Source organism: Pseudomonas sp. NFXW11 (assembly GCF_049887815.1).
In the GTDB taxonomy this organism is placed as follows: Bacteria; Pseudomonadota; Gammaproteobacteria; order Pseudomonadales; family Pseudomonadaceae; genus Aquipseudomonas.
The window spans coordinates 123,378-138,781 of sequence record NZ_JAGEKI010000013.1 but is presented as its reverse complement, the minus strand read 5'-3'; the positions used below and the strand labels follow the sequence as shown (position 1 = coordinate 138,781).

Annotated in this window: 14 protein-coding genes; 5 read left to right on the top strand and 9 right to left on the bottom strand. The window is 60.3% G+C overall.

The annotated features are described in order from the left end of the window. Positions 1-61: 61 nt before the first annotated feature. Entirely contained in the window at positions 62-1,513 is a 1,452-nt protein-coding gene (locus J4P02_RS20345; RefSeq protein WP_426193531.1) for a mannose-1-phosphate guanylyltransferase/mannose-6-phosphate isomerase, read from the top strand. Between the two features lie 304 nt (positions 1,514-1,817). On the opposite strand, the gene J4P02_RS20340 is transcribed toward J4P02_RS20345, so the two are convergent. The 5 genes from J4P02_RS20340 to J4P02_RS20320 form a co-directional block, all read right to left on the bottom strand. Beyond that, entirely contained in the window at positions 1,818-2,090 is a 273-nt protein-coding gene (locus J4P02_RS20340) for a DUF3077 domain-containing protein (RefSeq protein WP_250329109.1), read from the bottom strand. 487 nt (positions 2,091-2,577) lie between these two features. Further along, positions 2,578-3,267: a tetratricopeptide repeat protein gene (locus tag J4P02_RS20335; RefSeq protein ID WP_426193529.1), complete on the bottom strand. Its 690-nt coding sequence runs from the start codon at positions 3,265-3,267 to the stop codon at positions 2,578-2,580. Beyond that, positions 3,264-4,388, bottom strand: coding sequence for a hypothetical protein (locus J4P02_RS20330; RefSeq protein WP_426193527.1), 1,125 nt, complete (start codon positions 4,386-4,388; stop codon positions 3,264-3,266). The genes J4P02_RS20335 and J4P02_RS20330 overlap by 4 nt, the downstream gene beginning before the upstream one ends. Positions 4,389-4,749: 361 nt before the next feature. Beyond that, on the bottom strand, positions 4,750-6,015 hold the full coding sequence (locus J4P02_RS20325) for a type II toxin-antitoxin system HipA family toxin (RefSeq protein ID WP_426193525.1): 1,266 nt from the start codon (positions 6,013-6,015) through the stop codon (positions 4,750-4,752). Next, on the bottom strand, positions 6,012-6,308 hold the full coding sequence (locus J4P02_RS20320; RefSeq protein ID WP_426193523.1) for a helix-turn-helix domain-containing protein: 297 nt from the start codon (positions 6,306-6,308) through the stop codon (positions 6,012-6,014). Before J4P02_RS20320 ends, J4P02_RS20325 begins: the two co-directional genes overlap by 4 nt. A 216-nt stretch (positions 6,309-6,524) precedes the next feature. Between J4P02_RS20320 and J4P02_RS20315 the strand changes: the two genes are divergently transcribed. The 3 genes from J4P02_RS20315 to J4P02_RS20305 all read left to right on the top strand — a co-directional run bounded on the left by J4P02_RS20315 (position 6,525) and on the right by J4P02_RS20305 (position 9,170). Then, positions 6,525-6,989, top strand: a complete 465-nt coding sequence (locus J4P02_RS20315; RefSeq protein WP_426193521.1) for a multidrug transporter — start codon at positions 6,525-6,527, stop codon at positions 6,987-6,989. A gap of 35 nt (positions 6,990-7,024) precedes the next feature. After that, the gene (locus J4P02_RS20310; protein ID WP_426193519.1) at positions 7,025-7,849 is read left to right on the top strand and encodes an SDR family oxidoreductase; all 825 of its coding nucleotides are present in this window, start codon (positions 7,025-7,027) and stop codon (positions 7,847-7,849) included. Positions 7,850-8,144: 295 nt separating this feature from the next. Then, positions 8,145-9,170: a sel1 repeat family protein gene (locus J4P02_RS20305; protein ID WP_426193517.1), complete on the top strand. Its 1,026-nt coding sequence runs from the start codon at positions 8,145-8,147 to the stop codon at positions 9,168-9,170. Between the two features lie 110 nt (positions 9,171-9,280). On the opposite strand, the gene J4P02_RS20300 is transcribed toward J4P02_RS20305, so the two are convergent. Genes J4P02_RS20300 through J4P02_RS20285 form a run of 4 tightly spaced genes read right to left on the bottom strand, consistent with a single transcriptional unit; the run spans position 9,281 to position 14,069 of the window. After that, positions 9,281-10,141, bottom strand: coding sequence for an efflux RND transporter periplasmic adaptor subunit (locus tag J4P02_RS20300; protein WP_426193515.1), 861 nt, complete (start codon positions 10,139-10,141; stop codon positions 9,281-9,283). 10 nt (positions 10,142-10,151) lie between these two features. Further along, positions 10,152-10,352, bottom strand: coding sequence for a DUF1656 domain-containing protein (locus J4P02_RS20295; RefSeq protein WP_007930063.1), 201 nt, complete (start codon positions 10,350-10,352; stop codon positions 10,152-10,154). Beyond that, positions 10,342-12,549: an FUSC family protein gene (locus J4P02_RS20290; protein WP_426193512.1), complete on the bottom strand. Its 2,208-nt coding sequence runs from the start codon at positions 12,547-12,549 to the stop codon at positions 10,342-10,344. Before J4P02_RS20290 ends, J4P02_RS20295 begins: the two co-directional genes overlap by 11 nt. Before the next feature lie 11 nt (positions 12,550-12,560). Next, the gene (locus J4P02_RS20285) at positions 12,561-14,069 is read right to left on the bottom strand and encodes an efflux transporter outer membrane subunit (protein WP_426193510.1); all 1,509 of its coding nucleotides are present in this window, start codon (positions 14,067-14,069) and stop codon (positions 12,561-12,563) included. A gap of 265 nt (positions 14,070-14,334) precedes the next feature. Between J4P02_RS20285 and J4P02_RS20280 the strand changes: the two genes are divergently transcribed. Continuing rightward, positions 14,335-15,303: a LysR family transcriptional regulator gene (locus tag J4P02_RS20280; protein ID WP_426193508.1), complete on the top strand. Its 969-nt coding sequence runs from the start codon at positions 14,335-14,337 to the stop codon at positions 15,301-15,303. Positions 15,304-15,404 lie beyond the last annotated feature (101 nt).

Genomic DNA, 15,404 nt, shown 5'->3' with positions numbered 1-15,404 from the left:
CAAGAGTGAAACGACAGAACGCAGTAGCTCTAACCCAAACGATATGTGAAGGAGTAACAACATGATTCCGGTGATCTTGTCAGGTGGTAGCGGCTCACGTCTTTGGCCGCTTTCGCGCAAGCAGTTCCCCAAGCAATTCCTCGCCCTGACCGGCGAACACACGCTGTTCCAGCAAACCCTGGAGCGCCTGGTGTTCGAAGGCATGGACACCCCCATCGTGGTCTGCAACAAGGACCACCGCTTTATCGTCAACGAACAGCTGAGCAACCGTAAGCTCGAAGCCCAGCGCATCCTCATGGAGCCCTTCGGCCGCAACACCGCGCCTGCCGTGGCCCTGACCGCGATGATGCTGGTCAACGAAGGCCGCGACGAGCTGATGCTGGTGCTGCCCGCCGACCATGTGCTGGAAGACCAGAAAGCCCTGCAACGGGCCCTGGCCCTGGCCACGGTAGCTGCCGAGCGCGGCGAAATGGTGCTGTTCGGCGTACCGGCGAGCAAACCGGAAACCGGCTACGGCTATATCAAGTCCACCGCCGATGCGCTGCTGCCGGAGGGGGTCAGCCGGGTCTCGCACTTTGTCGAAAAACCCGACGAAAAACGTGCCAGCGAGTTCGTCCAGGCCGGCGGCTATTTCTGGAACAGCGGCATGTTCCTGTTCCGCGCCAGCCGCTTCCTCGAAGAGCTGAAAAAACACGACCCGGACATCTACGACACCTGCCTGTTGACCCTGGAGCGCAGCCAGCAGGACCCAGACACCGTCAGCATCGATGAAGCCACCTTCGCCTGCTGCCCGGACAACTCCATCGACTACGCGGTGATGGAAAAGACCCAGCGCGCCTGCGTGGTGCCCCTGACTGCCGGCTGGAGCGATGTGGGCTGCTGGTCGTCGCTATGGGACGTGCATGAAAAAGACGCCAACGGCAACGTCAGCAAGGGCGATGTGGTGATCCAGGACAGCAAGAACTGCATGATCCACGGCAACGGCAAGCTGGTGTCGGTGATCGGCCTGGAAAACATCGTGGTGGTGGAAACCAAGGACGCCATGATGATCGCCCACAAGGACAAGGTCCAAGGGGTGAAACAGATGGTCAACACCCTCAACGAACAGGGCCGCAGCGAAACCCAGAACCACTGCGAGGTGTACCGCCCGTGGGGCTCCTACGACTCGGTGGACATGGGCGGGCGTTTCCAGGTCAAGCACATCTCGGTCAAGCCGGGGGCCTGCCTGTCCCTGCAGATGCACCACCACCGCGCCGAACACTGGATAGTGGTCAGCGGCACCGCCGAAGTCACCTGTGACGAGAACGTGTTCCTGCTCACTGAGAACCAGTCCACCTACATCCCCATCGCCTCGGTGCACCGCCTGCGCAACCCCGGGAAGATCCCGCTGGAGATCATCGAAGTGCAATCGGGCAGTTATTTGGGTGAGGACGATATCGAGCGGTTTGAGGATATCTATGGGCGTTCGACGCCGGTGGAGCGGGGCGTTTCGGTGAAAACCATAGCGCAGTAAGCGCAGCCGCAAGCTTCAAGCGGCAAGCGGCAAGAGACGCAGCCGTAAGCTTCAAGCGGCAAGCGGCAAGAGACGCAGCCGTAAGCTTCAAGCGGCAAGCTGCAAGTAAAAGCAGGGAGTCGTGTTGGTAAGACCTTTGTGTTCCCCCTTTCCAGGTGCCTGCGTCCCCTATCCGCAGGCGAATGGACGGGGGGATTTTTTTGCAGCAACGGAAAGCTTCGAGCGGCAAGCGGCAAGAAAAAGCGCCGCGTCCCTCCCACAAAGACGCAGCGCCCTTTCCACTCCCTCAATCAACTGACATTGATCAAGCCTGCAACACCTCTTCCTTTATCCCCAATCCCACATCATCGATCACCGCCTTGCCCATCTCCGCCAGGAAATGCGCGGCCCAGGCGTAGCGCTCGCCCTGGTCTTCCATGGCCGCATCCAGGGCGAGTTTCTTGGCGTAGTACAGCAGGGTCGAAGCGTGCTCCAGGGCCTGCTGCAAAGGCACGTCGGCATTGACGCGGAACAGGGACTGATCGGCATCGCCACAGGAACCGAAGGTGACAAAGCCAGAGGTTTTGATAGCGCACATGGTGGAACCCCCATATCAAGGTGAGAGCTGCCACGTTCGTTACCAAGCGAATGGGTGGCAGCTGCGCGCAGGTTGGTAAACCGGAGATACAGGAACCCGGCAGGGACGAGCCCTCCCACGCACAGCCGCCATTGCACGAGTGTGCAGGCACAAAAAAAGCGCCTGCAAGAGTGAAATGGGGCGCTGTTGCGCCTGTATCAAAACGGGTTACCAAGCCCAGTCGCTAAATTGGTAGCGACGCTCAAAGGCTAGTCCCACGTCCGATACGGAGCAACGACAAAGGCGTCGCAGTTTATGTCCAAGCCATGGGTGTTGGGAATGTTACGGAAAGCCTGAGGTGATCGATGAAACCGCTGCCCAGTGCAGCACCTATAACCTAAGAAACCTATAGATTGCGCGGCATAAATCACAAAAAGCGGGTACTGACTTATCTCGTTACCCCCGAGCGCTCAGGGGGGTAATGAGATCAACAATGATAAAATACGGCCTATTGGCTCAGCTTTTTTTGCAATTCGATTTTCTTGTACTTTTCTGCAATTTTTTCTATTTCCTTGTCATCTTTCGTTGAAGATATTTCAACATAATAATCCCAATGCCTTAACAGCTCGATACTTTGCGCATCACCCAGATGAGCCGCATTTTGATTGTATATTTTTGCCTTTTCGAAATCCTGCGGAACCTCATCACCCATGGCATAGATAACACTTAAGTTATTGAAGGCTATAACCGAGCCCACTTCGCCGGCCCGTTCATACAAGGCGACGGCCTTCTTTACATCTTTTGCCACCCCTAAACCACGTTGATAGAGAACCCCCAGATTTGTAAGCGCCTCTGGGTGACGCGCATACAAAGCAATCGCCTTTTCATAATAAAACAGGCTGGTCTTGTAGTCTTTTTCCGATTCATCCAGCCGGTCGTCACTATAAATCCTGCCCAGAATATAGTTGAAGTGCGCGTTACCCATACTGGAAAGTTCGAGCAAGTGAGAAAACTCTTCCCTGTCTTTAGGGTAGTTATTGATTTGCGGACCCGGCGGATAGTCGAATTTTTTAACAATTGCCGGGGGCAGCGTAACAGTTGTTTTTTTCATAGGGTCATCCGAGACTGCCGGCGTGGATAGAAGCAGCAGCGATAAACAAATGATGCTAGCGCGCCTAGCTGGCATTCGACTCATCATGAATACACCTCTTCAGCCGTGTACCTTGAGCCGACCACATCAATCGAAAAATCTTGCGAAATGAAGTTTAGAACATCATCACTTGCCTTCGGATCAAGAACCTTGAATAAAACATCCGATATATCTGTAACCCGGCCATCATTCCATGTTACCGACGAATTCAGTTCATGAATATTTCCATGCTTATCTAAAATTGAATCCCTGGTGAAGGACAGGTTTATATTTTTCAAGCCAATATCGATCAATGACTGAAGCTCATTTGCCTCGGAAATCCCGTTGCTATTGATGTCTTGCCAAATCTTCAGATCCGCCCACACGCTGTCATTCTTGTCGATAAACCCATCAAGATTGCTGTCCAGGGCGGCGAGTGCGATAACGCCATCTGGCGCCGTTCCACCGTTTGGCAGAGGAGTACGATCGCCGAACAGCTCTTTACCATCATTTATGATGCCGTCTTTATTTCTATCCATCACAAGGAAGCCACTGTTTGTACCCGCCCATCCTGTATGAATAGGCTGTGACTCTCCATCAAAGTCAAATTCGACACCCTGCTCAATTGGCAAGGTCGTTATACCGCTTCCATCCAAATCAATAAGGAGAGGGGTTTTAAGTTTTTCCGGAACTTTGCTGATTTCCTTCGCCACACCGTCCGGCGTTGTTGCCAGATCGATTTTTATGCCGGCTTTGTCAAGTATTTTCTCGACAAAATGGATGCAGTTATTGAACAAGAGATTGTAGTCTCCAGGTTCTATTGCACCGCTTGCATAGCCCTTAACCTGCGCCGTAAGAATATTCATCATATTGTCAAACTTAGGACTACTCGGAAGTTCAAACCGATGCGAGCTTGTCTCCTTGTAAATCTCGCGATCATTGAGCGAAATATTGTCACGTGAAGTGTCGTATTTTTCACCCGGGCTAAAACCTATGGAACCTCGATAGCCGGGCGTATTGATCTCTAAGAAAACATGCCCGGTCTTGGTCGTATTATTACCCATGCTTGATCCGGCCTTTGCTGCATGGATGGTAAATGATGAACGATCTGAAAAATTCATTCCAGGTGAAGGGTTTGAAGTGGTAGATATCGTCTCTTCGTTTCTCACGCTAATAAAATGTTCTGACATTGTGCAACCCTCTGATCACATTTCCATATTTGGCTTTATTGCGCTATTGCTTTCACTTACGCGTTCCAAGCGATCGTGGTTTTTCGCCTTGATCAGATACAGGACAAACGAGGAGAGTAAAAACTTACGGGGTTATGCGCCCACAAATATTGCAAAATATTTCTTGAACATTGGTTTGATTAAATTTAACCAGGGATTATCCGATCAAGTTCACAGATGAACTGAAACACACCTGACTACCTGATTCGCCCTCATGCGCCAGTTCGCCCCCCTGACGTTGAGTGCGCCGACCCCCGAAGACCCTATGCAGGGCATAGGGGAATTCCCGGCCTGGCGTGCATTCTTTCACCAGGCTTTACTCTTAAAGATGCTGGCGAACATCCTCAAGCGTCTCGAATATCTCCTGCCCATCGGCGGTCAGGATATTCAGTTCGTCAAACACCGCTTCCCAGTTGCCCAACGCATCCAGCGTCTGATCAATGTAGTCATCCGGCTTGAGAAACTTGTAGTCCGCGCACAAACGCCTGATCGCCTTTCTGGACGGACGCCCCTGGCCGTCGAACGCGGTGGTGTGCTCCCCCATTCCAGTGGAGAAAGTCAGGTCGTACGCAGGCGCAAGAACCCATTGCCCACTCAAGCCGTCATGCCCCTCTTCATAGAGAAAGGCGAAGTTCTTCGCATGATCGTCGTAATTGTGCGCCAGGCCGTTGAACACCATGAGCCGGGCCATTTTTTCCACTTCCTTGGCGCTCTTGGTCAACGCAAAGGTCAGCCGCAGCAAGTCCTTGTAGTCCAGGCAGGGAATTCTGAAGTCCGCATGCAAAATGCCGGCAGCGGTCATCATGTGGACTTTCTCGTTATGCCTGCGATCAAAACGCCGGGTGGCAAAGAAACGCTCGTTCCATCCCTGTTCTGAGGGCACCGTTATCAACTCGCAATACGCCATATCGACCCCGGCCGCGCGGGCCATACGGGCGTAGGCATATTCAATCGCGCCCGTCGACCAGGGCTCCTGCAGGGCTCTGAATTTTACTATCCAGTGCGCGTAGCCCTCAGGTAAGGGATCGAAGGCCGAAACCACATGCGACAGATCCTCTGAAAGGGCAACGGCGGCCTTGGGCCTGGCGCCACCTGGGGAGCCACCGGCAATTCGCAGCGCCTTCAGGACGTCAAGCGTCTCACCTACTTGGACCTGGACCGAAGCCTCGTACAACAGTGAAAGACTGATGGGCTCCTGGACCACTTTTTCCGCCATGGGATAGTACTCCAAGGCGCCCATCCCACGGTTGCCAATGTAGGCAAGCCGATCGAGTTGAGTCAGGCCATTGGCGACCCGCGATCCATACTCAGCAGTAAAAAAACGCTTCATCAGCAGCAAACCCCAACCATCGGGAAGGGAATCGGCGAAGGCCCCATGAATGCCCAGGAACAATTGGCTATCGGGTTGCTGCGGCTTCTCGTCGAAGGTCAGTTGCGGCGAAAGGTTGAATCCCTGGGTCAGCCATTCCTTGGCGTAGGTGAAGTAGCAGCCCTGACGATTCCAGATCAGCACCCCCACCTGCCGGCCATGCATGAAGACTCCCAATTGCTCGATCGGCTTGTATTTTTTGATGCCTCGTTCAGTCATCGGGTGCCCCTCTGGCGTTTTGAGTTTTGCAGCTCAAACAGCGTGTTTGGCGAAGGTGGTTTGAACAACCTGAGCAGCGGATCGAGCTCATCCAAAGCCGTCGCAATCAGCACCATCGACTCAAGGGAAATGGCTCCCTGCAACTCGAAGCGCTTGATGGTCGAGGCAGGTACCCCGGACTTCTCGGCCAGGGTTTTGCGCGACAGGTTTTTCGACAACCTGAGAGCCTGGGCGTTTTTTCCGATCTCGACCGTGATCTCGGACGGTGTGTACATGAAACGAGTGAGCGACATAACGCTGCGCTTGCCTCCGGCCTAGGGGATATCGATCCATATTATGGACAATATAGGCTCCATTCCAGTGATAAATATGCAATAAGAGACCATATATTATCCACAATATATATTCTCACTATGGAACACTGAGTAATACCCGCAAGGCCATCCTCCATCGCCAACCCCACCTACGCTTAGGTAGGATGTCCCCTCCTGTTCCCCGAGGCTCGCGTCATGTTCATCGGTGTTCTGCTGGTCATCACCTGGCTGATCCTGCTTCTGCGCTACCCCGCCAAAGCCCTGCCCGTGTCCCTGGCCGCCGCCTTCGGCCTGGCCCTGGTGGCCTGTTGGGTGGTCTGGATGGACAACCGCGAAGCCCAGCAACTGGCGCGTCTGGAATTGCGCCTGGCCTACGCCCCGGAGCATTGCCCCGCCGACCGGCCGCTGCAGGTCAAGCTCAACAACGGCAACAAGGTGCCCCTGGTCGAACTGCGCTGGCGGGTTGCCGCCTACGCGCCGGGGGATACGGTGAACCTCGCGGAAAACCAGTACAACGCTCCGCGCTATCGTGGCCCCGGCGAGTTGCAGGCCGGCGCCAACTGGCAGGACTGCCTGCCGCTGCCGCCCCTGCGCCCGGGCTATCGCCCGCAAACCCTGGAGTTTCGCGCCGAGCGTTTACAGGGTAGTTTCTCCGACTGATTTGCCCTTTCCCCTCTCAGCACAAGGACCGCGCCATGCCCGTAGCGTTGATCACCGGTTGTTCCAGCGGCATCGGCCGTGCCCTGGCCGATACCTTCAAGAACGCCGGCTTCACGGTGCTGGCCACGGCCCGCAAGGCCGAGGATGTGGCAGCCCTGCAAGGCGCCGGGTTCAAGGCGGTGCAATTGGATGTGAATGACGGCCCGGCCCTGGGCGCCTTGAGCGAGGAGATCAACCAGCAGTACGGTGGCCTCGATGTGCTGATCAACAACGCCGGTTATGGCGCCATGGGCCCGCTGCTGGATGGCGGCGTGCAAGCCCTGCAGCGCCAGTTCGAAACCAATGTGTTCGCAGTGGTCGGGGTGACCCGGGCGATGTTCCCGGTGCTGCGCCGCAGCCGTGGCCTGGTGGTGAATATCGGCAGTGTGTCCGGGGTGCTGGTGACGCCCTTTGCCGGTGCCTATTGTGCGTCGAAAGCCGCGGTGCACGCCTTGAGCGATGCCCTGCGCATGGAGCTGGCGCCGTTCAGTATCCGGGTGATGGAAGTGCAGCCCGGGGCCATTGCCTCGAGTTTTGCCAAGAACGCCGGGGCCGAAGCCGAACAGTTGCTCAACGAGCAATCGCCCTGGTGGCCGCTGCGCGAGGGCATCCGCGCCCGGGCCAAGGCCTCCCAGGATAAACCCACCCCCGCCAGCGAATTCGCCGCCGATTTGCTCAAGGCCGTGCAGCAGGACAAACCGCCGCGCCTGGTACGCATCGGCAACGGCAGCCGCGCCCTGCCGCTACTGGCCAATCTGCTGCCCAAGGGTTTGCTGGAGAAGGGCCTGATGAAGCGCTTCGGATTGGGCGCCAAGCTCTGACCTCCCACGCCTGCAAGCCAGCCGGGTGTAGCGCCTGTCTCCCGTAGGAGCCGGCTTGCCGGCGAAGGGGCCTGCAAGCCTTGCATCGCCCATGCCGGCGCCTTCGCTGGCAAGCCAGCTCCTACAGCGGTGGTGCGGTTCGGGTTGTAGCCCATGGCATTCCCAGTAGAATGCGCTCGCCGCATGGAATCGCTGGTATCGACACCCAAGCACGGAATGGCTCACCCACCGCCCTACCCCGTCCCTGCCTGATTTCATGCGCGACTTTTTTCATCCGCCGCTCAGGGAATACCCATTGAAATTGTTCAACGTGCTGCCACTGGCATTGGCTGTCTTGCTGGCGGCTTGCGCCACCACGCCTGCGGAAAACACCGAACCGAAACTCCCCGAGCTGAATGACACCCTGCCCAAGCTGACCCTGGAATCCGTGCTGCCCAAGGTCAGCGCCAACGAGTATTGCAACCCGGCCATGGAGGCCGATCTGCTGTACGGCATCGGTTACAAGCTGAACGAGATCGAGGACTACAAGAACGCCAAGGGCTGCTTCGCCATGGCTGCGCCGCACTACACCCGGGCCTTCTGCTACCTGTCCACCACCACCGACCAGGAAACGGACAAGCCCAAGGCCGAACGCGACCGCGAGTCCTTCAACTACATCGCCTACTCGGCGTCACAGAACGACTGGTGCGCCGAGTACGGCATGTACGCCACCTACTGGTTCGGCGACAAGGACTTTCCCAAGGACCGAGACCTGGCCCTGCGCTGGCTGGAACGCTCGGCGCTGCATGGCAACCCGGAACCGCAGCAGAGCCTGGCCGACGCCGCCGAAGAATCCGGCGACCTGGTGAAGGCTTATGCCTGGCTGAAGATCATCGACAACACCGAGGACACCAGCCAGCTGGATACCTTGAAAGGCAAGATGAACCCGGAGCAACTGGCCGCAGGCGAGCAGCGCTTCAACGAGCTCAAGGCCCAGGTGACCAGCAAGCAGGTGATGTACGACGAAGCGCGGGATGAGGAGGTGGCGATTTTCTCCGCCGAGATCCATTTCGATCTCCCCGACCTGTTCCAGGGCATGACCACGGCCCAGCGCCAGGCCTTTGTCAAAGCGGCCATCGCCAAGGCCCGGGACAGCGGCCAGTTCAAGCTGCATTACGCGGTAACCCAGTACATCATCGTCTCGCGCCTGGCCCAGCAGCGTCACCCCGGTGTCGACGTGCTGCAGAACCCGAAACTGGTGGCGGTCATCAACCACGTCGACGACGGCTTGGAAGCGGCGGCGAAAAAATCCCTGGCGATCATGCACAAAAGCTACAAATAACCCGCCAGCGTCGTAGGAGCCGGCTTGCCGGCGAAGCGGCCCGCGAGCCTTGCATCGCCCCGGCCGGCGTCTTCGCTGGCAAGCCAGCTCCTACACACGCCAAATCGCGTCTATTGGGGTTCCGGGTTGACCACCACGGTGCAGGTGATGCCGGCGGCCAGCAGCACGCCGTCCGGCACTTCGTCGATGTGGATGCGCACCGGTACCCGCTGGGCCAGGCGCACCCAGTTGAAGGTCGGGTTGACGTCGGCGATCAGCTCGCGGCTTTCCGGGTTGTCACGGTCGTAGATGCCGCGGGAAATGCTTTCCACATGGCCCTTGAGCACCTGGCCGCTCATCAATTGCATATCGGCCTTATCCCCCACGCGCACGTGGGGCAGCTTGGTTTCCTCGAAGAAGCCGTAGACCCAGAACGAGTTCATGTCCACCACCGCCATCTTCGCCTCGCCGATGCGCGCGTAGTCGCCGCGGTGCACGTTGAGGTTGGTGACGTAGCCATCCACCGCCGCCCGCACCTGGGTGCGCGCAAGGTTGAGTTGCGCCGCTTCCAGCTGGGCCTGGGCATGCTGGTAGTCGGCCAGGGCCGAGTCGGCGATGTTGCCGGCGTCGTCGCGGTTTTCCTTGGAGATCACCAGGTTGTCCATGTCGGCGCGGCGCCGGGCGTTGACCTTGCGCATCTCCCAGGTGGCCTTCTTCGACGCCACCAACGATTGCGCCTGCTTGAGCGCAATCTGGTAGTGCTCGGGGTCGATCTGCATCAGCACGTCACCCTTGCGCACCAGCTGGTTGTCCTTGACCGGCACGTCCACCACTTCGCCGGTGACGTCGGCGGCGACGTTGATAATGTCCGCCCGCACCCGGCCGTCACGGGTCCAGGGGGTGTACATGTAGTGCTCCCACAGGGTGCGGCCGATCCACAGGGCCAGGGCCAGCACGAGCAGGGTGGCGAGCAGGCTGAAAAACTTTTTCATTGGGCGAATCTCAACGGTAGACAGTGAGCGCCATGGCGCCGAACAGACAGCAGAACAGGCTCAGGCGCAGCAGCGCCGGGTGCCAGAAGAAGCGATACAGGTCATAGCCGGAGATGAACCGGTCCAGGGCCCAGGCCAGGGCCGCGGCGATAAAGAACATCAGGGTCATGGTGGGCATGTAAACGCCGTGGAAGGCGATTTCACGAGGCATGGTCAAGTCCTTGGGGTGCAGGCGCTGCCGGCTTGGCCAGGGCATAGGCCGCCAGCGGCGATTGCGGGTCGAGCAGTGAAGTACGGATGAAATGCAGGTAGCTCTTGACCCGGCGCAGGGCCGAGGTGTCGAAGTGCGGGGCGAAGGGTTCGTCGGTGGCCTGGACCCGGCTGATGGCGTGGTCCACGGCAATCAGCCCGCGCTCCAGGTTGCTCTGGCTCGGTTGCAAAAACAGCCGCACCAGGGAGCGGCCCATGACCCGGATCGCCTGGCGCCAAGGCTGGGATTCGGCATAGGCCGGGTGCACCGGGAGAATCGCCTGCTCCTTGCGCAGCTCGATGATGGCGTGACCGACTTCCAGCACCACGAACATCCAGCGCAGCAGCTCGCTCTGCACCTTGGGCTGGCCCACCGCCAGGCCATAGGCCTGGTGCAGCAGGTCGCGGGTGCGGCTTTCGAAACTCGACGCCAGGCCCTTGAGCTTGCCGCTGATGGCGTACACCACCTGGCTCCTCAAGTCCTGCTCCAGGCGCCGCCACAGCCAGCGGCTGTTGGGCGGCAGAATGATCGCCCCGGCGGCGGCGCAGACCAGCATGCCCATGACCATGGCGATGTAGTCGTTGATGAAGGCATAGGGGTTGTAGACGGTCAGGTTGTCCGGCACCGAGCCGGTGCTGAAGAAGATCAGCAAGCCCAGGCCGACCCCGGCGTACCTGGGCCTGGAAGCCAGGAACGAACCCAGCACGATGACCGGCGCCAGGGTCAGGCACAGCAGCGGGAAGCCGTCGAGCCAGGGGAACACGAAAAACATTTCGACGAAGCCCACCAGCGCCCCGATCAAGGTTCCGCAGGCCATCTGGAAGGCCATGCGCTTGGGGTTCGGCGTGGCCGCCGAGAGGCCAATGGTGGCGGCGGCGATCAGGGTCATGGTGGCGCCGCTGGGCCAGGCCGTGGCCACCCAATAGCTGCCCAGGATCACCAGCACGAAGGCCGCGCGAAGCCCTGAGGCGGCGCTGGCCAGCCAGTTGGTCTGCGGGGTGTAGGGCTCGTCCCAGCGTTCGCGTTCGTGGCTGTGGTCGGACAGGGAAGCGTGGGTCTGGGCGTAGCTGTGCAGCTCGTCGACAAAGCGGTACAGCAGTTCATAGGCGGTGTGGAAATCCAGCTGCTCGGCATCGCTCGGAGCGGTTTCCTGGAACACCGCGCGCAGGCTGCGCACCCGCGCCGGCAGCTCGCTCTTGTAGGCCGCCAGGGCGCTGGCCAGGCGCGCCGCATCGGGGCTGGTGAGGGCCCGCCCGGAGAACCCGTCGAGCAGTTCCGCCAGGTCGTAGAGCCCCGGCTTGATCGCCGCCACCACCTGATCGGCGCCGCTGCTGCGCAGGCGTTCGAGCAACTGATGCAGGGCGTTGAAGCGCGTGGTGATGCCCATGAACTCGCTGTTCAGGCGGCTCAGGCGGCCGTTGCGCCGGCGCATGTGCGGGTCTTCGAACACGGTGACGCTGCGCAGCCCTTCCAGGCCCACGGCCTCGGCGATAAAGCGCACGTTGCTGCTTTCGAAAATGTCGCGCTGGCTGCGCCCTCGCAGGCCATCGGTGACGAACAGGGCGAACACCCCAAAGCGCTGGTACAGGGCGTTGCGCATGGCGGCGCTGGCGGTCTGCGGCAGGATCGCGGCGCTGACCAGGGTCGAGCAGAGAATTCCCAGGGAGATCTCCAGCACCCGCCACACCGCCGCCATAAAGGCCCCTTCCGGATGGGCCAGGGCCGGCAGGCCGACCATGGCCGCGGTGTAGCCGGCCAGCACAAAACCGTAGGCGCGAAAGTTGCGGTAGCGCGCGGCACCGGCCGAGCAGATGCCCACCCAGATCGCCAGGGCACCGAGGAACAGCTCGGTGTTCTGGGCGAACAGGGCGATCAGCGCCACCATCACCGCCGAGCCGGTCAGGGTGCCGAGAAAGCGATAGAAACTCTTGGCGAACACCTGGCCGCTTTGCGGCTGCATGACGATAAACACGGTGATCATCGCCGTGCGCGGTTGCGGCAGCTCCAGGCGCATGGCCAGCCACAGGGTGAGGAATGCAGCGGCCAGCACCTTGAAGATATAGACCCAGGTCACGCCGTCGCTGCGTGCCCAGTCAAAGAAACCCCGGCGCCATTCAAGGGAGTACAGCCAGCGCAAGGGGGCGGGCAAGGAAGTCATGGGTGCCTGCTTCAGTGAAGGATGGTCAGGGCGGTCGGGGTCTTGGGTGCCTGGGTGCGGCTTTCGTCCGGCGTATCAGCGCCGGCCTCAAGACCGCCGCCCAGGGCCGTCACCAGGTCCGCCTGGGCGGTCAGGCGCGCGGCCTGCACCTGTTGCTGAATCTGCTGCTGACGGAACAGCAGGCTCTGGGCGTTAAGCACATTCAGGTAGTCGGTGAGGCCGCGCTGGAAGGCCACGGTGGCGATGTCGTAGGTCTTCTGCGCAGCGGCCACCGACTCGGCGGCGAAGGCTTGCTGCTTGTCCATGGACTCGCGGCGGATCAACTGGTCGGAAATGCTCTTCAGCGCCTGCACCAGGGTCTGGTTGTACTTGGCCACGGCCAGGTCGTAGCCGGCGGCGGCTTCACCCAGCTCGGAACGCAGGCGGCCGCCGTCGAAGATCGGCAGGCTAATGGCCGGGCCAAGGTTGTAGTTGAGCTTCTTGCCGGAGAGGAACTCCAGGGCCCCGCCGCCGGTGGCCATGAAACCGATGCTGCCCACCAGGTCGATATTGGGATAGAAACCGGCATGGGCCACGTCGATACCACGGGCCTGGGCCGCCACTTGCCAGCGGCTGGCGACCACGTCCGGACGCTGCCCGAGCAATTGTGCAGGCAGGGCCGAGGGCAGTTTCAGCGCGGCGCCCAGGGACAGGCTTGGCCGCTGCACTTGCGCGCCCTCCCCCGGGCCCTTGCCGGCCAGGGCCGCCAGTTGGTTGCGGGTCAGGGCGATTTCCTCGTCCAGGGCATCCAGCTGGCGATGGGTTTCCGGCAGCGGCGCCTCGGCCTGGCTGACTTCGAAATGGGTGCCGATGCCGCCGTCCAGGCGCCGTTGCGCCAGCTCGAGAATCTGTTGCTGCTGTTTCAAGGTGGCCTGGACCACGTCGCGCTGGGCGAAGTGCAGGGACAACTGGATATAGCTGCGCACCATATTGTTCACCAGTTCCAGTTGGGCCTGGCGGGCTTCGGCCACGCTCATATGGGCCAGGTCCACGGCGCGTTCGCTGTTGTTGCTTTCCCGGCCCCAGAGGTCCAGGGCGTAGCTCAAGCCCAGAGCCGCGTTGTTGTCCCAGGTGGTGCTGTTGGACAGGGCACCGGGGCCGTAGAACGGATCGGTGGGCCAGTTGTGGCGCTTGAGGGTGGCGTCGCCCTTGACCTGCAGCGACTCGGCCGCTTCGGCAATGCCGGCCATGGCCTTGGCCTGGCGCACCCGGGCGGCGGCCATGGCCAGGCTTGGGCTGCCTTGCACGGCAAGCTCGATCCAGTGGTTCAACTGCGGGTCGCCATAGGCCTGCCACCACTGGGCGCTGGGCCAGTGGGCGTCCTGCGCGGCGCTGTTGATCGCCTCGTCGGTGGCCAAGCTATTAGCGGGAAGTGTCTTGCCCTGTGGGGCAATGCCTCCGGTTCCGATGCAGCCGCTGATTGCTAACGATAAAGCCCAAACACTGAGGGTCTTGAGCCCTCTGCTGATGCGACGCGGCACTGCTGCGAATTCCTGAGATCGGGGGGAGAAGCACATCTCTCTCGGGCACCCGCTGACCGGCGTTCCAGACACCGCGATGGGCCTGGAGGCGCTTCACCGGCGAACCGGGTCCCAGAGATCGGGGCAATTCTAGGGTGAGCCCCGCCCGACGATAAGCTGGGATTCCTGTGAATCTTTGTTACCGTAAACGCGATAATCCCTTTGTCGTCTATCCAAGCCCCCGTAACTTCGTGTCACAATTTGCCATCTCCCCTGAGAGCACTCCATGGACACCTTGCAAAACATGCGCGCCTTCAGTTGTGTGGCCGAGGCTGGCAGCTTCACCGCCGCCGCGGTGCAGCTGGACACCACCACGGCCAACGTCTCGCGCGCCGTCTCCAACCTTGAGGCGCACCTGCAAACCCGCCTGCTCAACCGCACCACCCGCCGCATCGCCCTGACCGAAGCCGGCAAGCGCTACCTGCTGCGCTGCGAACAGATCCTGGCCTATGTCGAGGAAGCCGAGGCCGAGGCCAGCGACGCCCACGCCCGCCCCTCAGGCCAGTTGAAAGTGCACACCATGACCGGCATCGGCCAGCACTTCGTGATCGACGCCATCGCCCATTACCGCAAGACCCACCCGGACGTGACCTTCGACCTGACCATGGCCAACCGCGTGCCGGACCTTCTGGACGAGGGGTACGACGTGTCCATCGTGCTGGCCAGCGAGCTGCCGGATTCGGGTTTCGTTTCCCAGCGCCTGGGCATCACCTACAGCATCGTCTGCGCCTCGCCGGCCTATGTGAAAGCCAACGGCTGCGCCCAGAAGCCCAGTGACCTGCTGAACCACGCCTGCCTGCGCCTGGTGAGCCCGGTGATTCCCCTGGAGAAATGGCTGTTCGACGGCCCCGAAGGCCAAGAGCTGGTAACCATCAACAGCTCGCCATTCCTGGTCAACTCCGCCGATGCGATGAAAACCGCGATCATCAGCGGCATGGGGGTTGGCGTGCTGCCGCTGTACGCGGCCATCGAGGGCCTGCGCAACGGCACCCTGGTGCGGGTGATGCCCCAGTACCGCTCCCAGGAGCTGAACCTGTACGCCATCTACCCATCGCGCCAGTACCTGGACGCCAAGATCAAGACCTGGGTCGAATACCTGCGCGGCTTCCTGCCGGAGATCCTCGCCGCGCACCAGGCGGAACTGGCGGCCCATGAACTGAGCGGCAGCCTGGCCGGCGCGCGCGTGGCCAACTGAGCCGCAGGGCCACCATCGACCGCCCTCGCCCACAGGAACCGGCTTGCCGGCGAAGAGGCCCCTGAGCCTGGCGTTGCTCTTGCGGACGCCTACACCAGGCA